Here is a 6,558-nt window from a genome sequence, read left to right on the forward strand (position 1 = left end):
GCTTTTGAGTAAAATGCTGTCACTTGCGCAGCACACCGGTCTCGAACCCCACCGGATCAAGGGCAAACGTTGTGGCGTAGTTAGCAAATCTCTAACGAAGCCTGAAGCGCCGGTTAATGCCGCCCTCCGTTGTCCCGCCGCGGCACACCCGGTTAACGCGCGTTAAGAGCTTCGTGCAGCGCCGCGACCGCGTCGCGCAGCTGATCGCGATGCAAGGAGTCGCTCTCGGGATTCGCGGCGATCCCTGCGGCGACCTCGGTGAGGATCGCAGCCAGCAGCCCATAGTTCAGGTGCATGTGGATCGATTTGCGGACGTCCTCCGCTCCCGGCCGCTCCAGGGTCAGCGCCAATCCCGAGGGTTCGAGATGGGCCTCGAAGCGCGACGACCGCTCGAACGTGCCGACGTAGAACTTGTCGGGATATTCCAGCGCGATCTCGGCCTTGTCGGGGATCGGTTTCGACATCGGGAGCTCCTGATGGTGGGACACGTGGCATCCTCGCAGATGTCACTCGGTTTGCCTTGCGGCAGGTCATAGGACCGTGGTCGCAGGATGCCGGCATGTGCCGCGCGCGGCATCGATCGGCTGGGGCCCGCATGGGCGTGCAGCGAGGGGCTGCGCGATCCGCCGCCTCAGGCGACGCGCGGGCCCGCAATACTACGGATCCGAAAATTTACGTTGGTTGAAAAAGGGTTGTGCATGTTGATCGCATTATCCCTGGTACGGGGCAACCAGGACAGACAGCCAGTGATCCTCAACGAGGAGGGGACGTCGTGCAGCTGTGCCCCCGCCCGCCCGCGCGGTCGTGGGCCCTCAACGAGGAATGCCGCCTGACATGAAGATGCGTCTCTCCATTTCCGCCGTCATTGCAACGTTCGGCCTGGTGCTTGCCCTCGGCTTCGGCGCCGTCGTGCTGACCAGTGCCTACGCGCTGCGCGAGCTGAAGGTCGGCGGCCCGCTTTACAACAAGATCAAGCTTGGCAACGACCTGGTGGCCGACATCCTGCCGCCGCCGGAATATGTGCTGGAGGCCTATCTCGAAGCGACGCTGGCGTTGCGGGCGCCCAAGAACGTCGATGCGCATGTCGCGAAGCTGGCGCAGCTCAAGAAGGACTATGAGGATCGCAAGGCGTTCTGGACGGGCTCGCCGCTCGAGCCTGAGCTGAAGTCGCTGCTCATCGTGCGGTCCGACGCCGAGGTCGGGAAGTTCTGGCAGGCTGCGGAGGGCGAGCTTGTCCCGGCGTTGCGCGCCGGCGACATGGCGAAGGCCGAGGCCGCTTATGTCCGGCTTAGCAGCGCCTATGCCGCGCACCGTGCGGTGGTCGACACGCTGGTGGAGAAGGCGAACAAGCTGAACTCGGACATGGAGGGCACGGCCGCGGACCAGGACAGCCGCATCTCGGTCGTCGTCTGGAGCGTGGCCGGCATCGTGCTGGCGCTTGTCGTTGCAGGGATGTCCGGGCTCGTCATCGGCGTCGTCCGGCCGCTGTCGCGCATGACCGGCCTGATGCGGCGGATTGCCGAGGGCGAGCTGGCCACCGAGATCCCGTATGCCGGACGCGGCGACGAGATCGGCGCGATGGCGCGCGCGCTCGTGGTCTTCAAGACCAATGCGATCGAGAACAACAATCTGCGCGACAAGCAGGAGCGCGACCGCACCGAGGCCGAACAGACGAAGAAGCGGGCCATGCTCGACATGGCCGACGTGATCGAGCGCGAGACCGGCACGTCGGTCGAGGCGGCGGCAAGCGCCTCACGCCAGGTCGAGGCGGTCGCCAGCGGACTCTCCGAGCTTGCTCATGAATTGTCTGCGGATGCCCAGTCTGTGGCGGCGGCCTCGGAGCAGTCGCTCGCCAATGCGCAGACCGTCTCGGCGGCGGCCGAGCAGCTGAGCTCGGCGATCCGCGAGATTTCGAGCCAGGTGGCTCGCGCCAGCACCATCACCAAATCGGCCGTTACAGGCCGCGAGAAGGCCAAGACGACGATGCTCTCGCTGACGAAGGCCGTCGACAAGATCGCCGAAGTCTCGAACCTGATCGGCGGCATTGCCGAGCAGACCAACCTGCTGGCGCTCAACGCCACCATCGAGGCGGCGCGCGCCGGCGAGGCCGGCCGCGGCTTCGCGGTGGTGGCGGCCGAGGTCAAGTCGCTGTCGGACCAGACCGCGAAGTCGACCGAGGAGATCTCGCGCCTGATCGGCGAGGTGCAGGCCACCACGCACGCGACGATCGACGTCGTCGAAGGCATCGGCAGCCAGATCTCCGAGATCGACGAGGTGGCGGCCTCGATCGCTGCGGCGATGGAGGAGCAGCACGCGGCAACCCAGGAGATCAGCCGCTCGGTCCACTCCTCGGCAGACGCGGCGCGCGATGTCTCGTCCAAGATCGGCAATGTCGGCAGGGATGCCGGGATGGTGAATGACCGCGCCGCCGAGGTCCGCAGCGCGATCGGCGAGGTCGCCTCCCGCCTGACCTCTCTGCGCTCGACCCTGGTGAAGGTCGTGAGGACGACGACCGCCGAGGCCGACCGCCGGCATGCGCCGCGATTCAAATCCAACCTGCCGATCAAGGTCATCGACGCCAACAAACGGGTTGTGAAGGCCGAGCTGGTGGACATCTCGGAGGGCGGCGCCTGGTTCCGCTTCCAGCCCGAACCTGGAATCGGCGATCGCGGTGTTCTGCAGTTCGCAGGCTTCGACCAGGATGTGCCCTATCTGGTTCGCGGCCGCGACCGCGACGCGTTGCGGGTCGAGTTCGAACTGGGCGCCAGGCGCGAGCCGTTCGTGACCTGGTTCAGGTCCTCCTTCGTACGCGAGGCGGCTTGAGCTGCTTGCGGCGCGGTACAAAAGAAAAAAGCCTCCGCCGGATAGGTGGAGGCCTTTCTCTTTGGCGTGCGTTCCGCGTGGCGTCAGGCCCGGCGTGCCAAGTCGCTGATCCGCACCGGGAAGCGCCGGACACGAATGCCCGTGGCATGCGCCACCGCGTTGGCGACTGCGCCCGCCGAGCCGGTGATGCCGATCTCGCCGACGCCCTTGATTCCGAGAGGGTTCACAAACGGATCGTGCTCCTCGACCGTGAACGCCTCGATCGCCGGGACGTCGGCATTCACCGGCACATGATATTCGCCGAGATTGGCGTTCATGATGCGCCCGCTGCGGCGGTCGGTGATCGCCTCCTCGTGCAGCGCCAGCGAGATGCCCCAGATCATGCCGCCGACCAGCTGGCTCTTGACCAGCTTCGGATTGATGATCCGCCCGGCCGCGAAGGCGCCGACCATGCGGGTGACGCGCACCTGGCCAAGATCCGGATCGACCTTCACCTCGGCGAAGACAGCGCCGTGCGAATGCATCGCGTACTGCTCGTTGGCCGTCGGATCAGGCACGCCACTGCCCGAGCCTTCGACCTCGTCGAGGCCGGCGCGCGCAAGGATGTCCGCATAGCTTTCGCCGCGGCCCTCGTCGTCGCGCCGGAGCAGCCTTCCCTGGCGGGCGATCACGCCGGCATTGCCGGCACCGAACAGCGGCGAGCGCTGGTCCGACGTCGCGAGCTCGGCGAGCTTGGCAATGACGGCCGCGCCGGCATTGTGGATCGCGGTGCCGACGGTCGCGGTATGCGCCGAGCCGCCGGCGATGCCGGCATCCGGGAGATCTGACGTGCCCGCCTTGAACGTGACCTGGTCGCGGTCGAGCGCCAGCGAATCTGCCGCGATCTGCGCGAATGCGGTCCACGCGCCCTGACCCATGTCATGGGCGCCGCTTTCCACCACGCCAGAGCCGTCGCGCCGGATCACGGCGCGCGCCTGGCCGGCGAACATCAGCGCGTGGAACGTCGCCGTGCCCATGCCCCAGCCGACCAGGAAGCCATCCTTGTCGCGCATCATCCGCGGCTTCAGCGGCCGCTCCCACCAGCCGAAGCGCTCGGCGCCCTGCGTGTAGCAGTCGCGCAGCGCCTTGGACGAGAACGGCTTGCCGGTCGATGGCTCGACCTCGGCGTAGTTCTTGACGCGGAAGGCGAGCGGATCGAGGCCGCAGGCCGCGGCCATTTCGTCGACCGCGCTCTCCAGCGCGATCGATCCCGGCGCGATGCCGGGCGCGCGCACGAACAGCGGCGTGCCGGTGTCCACGCGCACGGCGTCATAGGTCGTCGCGATCGCCGGCGCGGCGTAGAGCGTGTGGGTCACGTGGGCCGCCGCTTCATAGAAGTCCTCGAAGCTCGACGTCGCGATGCGCGCGTGGTGATGAATGCCCGCGAGCTGCCCAGCGTTGCTTGCGCCGAGGCGCAGCGTCTGCCGCGTCGGTGAGCGGTGGCCGAACGGGCCGTAGAGCTGCTCGCGGCGCGCCACCAGCTTGACCGGACGGCCGACCATCTTGGCGGCGAGAATGCCGAGCACCTGCGGCCCGGCCATCAGGCCCTTGCCGCCGAAGCCGCCGCCGAGATAGGGGCTGCGGATCAGGATGTTCTCCGGCGCGATGCCGAACAGCTCGGCGAGACGCGCCCGCATCATCACGAGGCCCTGCGTCGGCGTGTCGATGACGAGACGATCGCCCTGCCATTCCGCGACGATCGCATGCGGCTCCATCGCGTTGTGATAATGCGGCGGCGTCTCGTAGATCGCGGTGATCTGCTTGTCACTGGCGGACAGCGCAGCCTCGACATCGCCGTGGCGCTGCTCGGCCGGCATGCCCATGCCGACGACCGGCGGCACATAGGCTGCTGCAGCATCGAGACCGATACGCGCGGGCTCCGCCTCATAGCGCGGCGCCAGCAGGGCGGCGCCTTCCGTTGCGGCTTCCAGGCTTTCGGCGATGACCACCGCGATCGGCTGGTTGGCGTAGCGCACGCGATCGTTCTGCAGCGCCTCGAAGCGGAACGAGAACGGATTCGGCTTGCCGTCGGGATCGGCATGCAGCGGCGGACGGTTGGCCTGTGTCATGACCTCGACGACGCCGGGATGCGCCTTGGCAGCATCGACGTCGAGCGCGGCCACGCGGCCGCGCGCGATGCTGCTAACCGCCAGCACCGCGTAGAGCAGGCCGGGCGGATTGTTGTCGGCCGCGTAGGTCGCGCGGCCCGTGACCTTGGCGAGACCGTCGACGCGCGACAGCGGCTGGCCGATGTTCGAGCCGTGGCGGAGGTGGGCGGGATCACGGGAGAGATTGAGCTCAGGCGTCATGGAGCACTCCTGGAACGGAGGAGAAGGGAGAGGCCGGCAGCGCCGGCATGCGCGACGGCGTGCCCTGCGCTGCGGCCTGCAGGGCGCGCGCGATCAGCTGTCGTGCGAGCGGGATCTTGTAGGCGTTGTCGCCGGAGGGCTTTGCGTCGCGCAGCGCGGCGTCTGCGGCCTGCTCGAACACGCGTGCATCCGACGTTTGTCCTGCGAGCAGCGCTTCGGCGTCATGCGCGCGCCATGGCTTGGCGGCGACGCCGCCGAGCGCGAGACGCGCCTGCTTGATGCTGCCGTTCTCGATCACGAGACCGGCCGCAGCGGAGACGACGGCGAAGGCGTAGGAATTGCGCTCGCGGACCTTGAGGTAACGCGCATGCCTTGCGAATGCGCGGGCGGCCGCGGGCAGGCGGACCGCGACGATCATCTCGCCGGGCGCAAGCACGGTCTCACGCTCGGGCGTGGTGCCGGGCAACAGATGCAACGCCTCCAGGGCGACCTCGCGGCGGCCCGATGCTCCTGCAATTTCAACCACCGCATCGAGCGCCGCGAGCGGCACGCAGAAATCCGACGGGTTGGTCGCGATGCAGGCGGCGCTCCAGCCGAGCACGGCATGCTGGCTGTTCTCGCCGTCGCGGGCATCGCAACCCGATCCGGGGATGCGCTTGTTGCAGGCAGACGCCGTGTCGTAGAAGTACGCGCAGCGCGTCCGCTGCAGCAGATTGCCGCCGACGGTCGCCGCATTGCGCAATTGTGCCGAGGCACCCGAGAGCAGCGCTTCGGCCACCGCGGGGAAGTCCCTGGCGAAGGAGGCGTCGCAGGCGAGATCGGCGTTACGCACGAGCGCGCCGATCCTGACGTCGCCGTTGCCGAGCCTCTCGATCCGCGTCAGCTCTTTGATCTGGGTGATATCGACCAGCCGCGCCGGCTGGACGACATTGCCCTTCATCAGGTCGAGCAGGTTGGTGCCCGAGGCCAGATAGGCTGCGCCCGGCGCGCCGGCCGCCGCGATCGCCTCGGCGACCGTCGCGGGCTTCACATAGTCGAACCGGTTCATGCCGCGCGCTCCTTCTCGTCCGCGAGCGTCGCCTGGGCGTCCAGCACCGCCTCGACGATCCCCACATAGGCGCTGCAGCGGCACAGATTGCCGCTCATGCCCTCACGCACCCGCTCCGGATCATTGCCGGCATGACCTTCGTTGATGAGGCCGACGGCGCTCATGATCTGCCCAGGCGTGCAGAAGCCGCATTGCAAGGCGTCGTGGGCGATGAAGGCCTCCTGCACCGGGTGCAGCTGGTCGCCCTGGGCGAGGCCTTCGATGGTGGTGATCGCAGCACCGTCGAGACTGAGCGCGAGGGTGAGACAGGAATTGATGCGGCGGCCGTCGACGAGGACA

The 6,558-nt window shown here is 67.9% G+C and carries 5 protein-coding genes; 1 reads left to right on the plus strand and 4 read right to left on the minus strand.

The window, feature by feature from the left end; all coding sequences use genetic code 11:
- Nucleotides 1-152: 152 nt before the first annotated feature.
- Nucleotides 153-464 (minus strand): hypothetical protein, encoded by a 312-nt coding sequence (locus BRAO375_RS08570; RefSeq protein ID WP_009027066.1) that lies wholly within the window; start codon nt 462-464, stop codon nt 153-155.
- A gap of 370 nt (nt 465-834) precedes the next feature.
- On the opposite strand from BRAO375_RS08570, the gene BRAO375_RS08575 reads away from it, so the two are divergent.
- Entirely contained in the window at nt 835-2,823 is a 1,989-nt protein-coding gene (locus BRAO375_RS08575; RefSeq protein WP_009027067.1) for a methyl-accepting chemotaxis protein, read from the plus strand.
- 83 nt (nt 2,824-2,906) lie between these two features.
- On the opposite strand, the gene BRAO375_RS08580 is transcribed toward BRAO375_RS08575, so the two are convergent.
- The 3 genes from BRAO375_RS08580 to BRAO375_RS08590 form a co-directional block, all read right to left on the minus strand.
- On the minus strand, nt 2,907-5,171 hold the full coding sequence (locus BRAO375_RS08580) for a xanthine dehydrogenase family protein molybdopterin-binding subunit (RefSeq protein WP_009027068.1): 2,265 nt from the start codon (nt 5,169-5,171) through the stop codon (nt 2,907-2,909).
- Nucleotides 5,161-6,219, minus strand: coding sequence for an FAD binding domain-containing protein (locus tag BRAO375_RS08585; protein ID WP_009027069.1), 1,059 nt, complete (start codon nt 6,217-6,219; stop codon nt 5,161-5,163). Before BRAO375_RS08585 ends, BRAO375_RS08580 begins: the two co-directional genes overlap by 11 nt.
- Nucleotides 6,216-6,558 (minus strand): (2Fe-2S)-binding protein (locus BRAO375_RS08590; protein WP_035639615.1); only part of this gene is annotated, 343 nt, incomplete at its 5' end. The genes BRAO375_RS08585 and BRAO375_RS08590, both read right to left, overlap by 4 nt.

The sequence above is a fragment of the Bradyrhizobium sp. ORS 375 genome, from assembly GCF_000239775.1.
Taxonomy (GTDB): Bacteria; Pseudomonadota; Alphaproteobacteria; order Rhizobiales; family Xanthobacteraceae; genus Bradyrhizobium.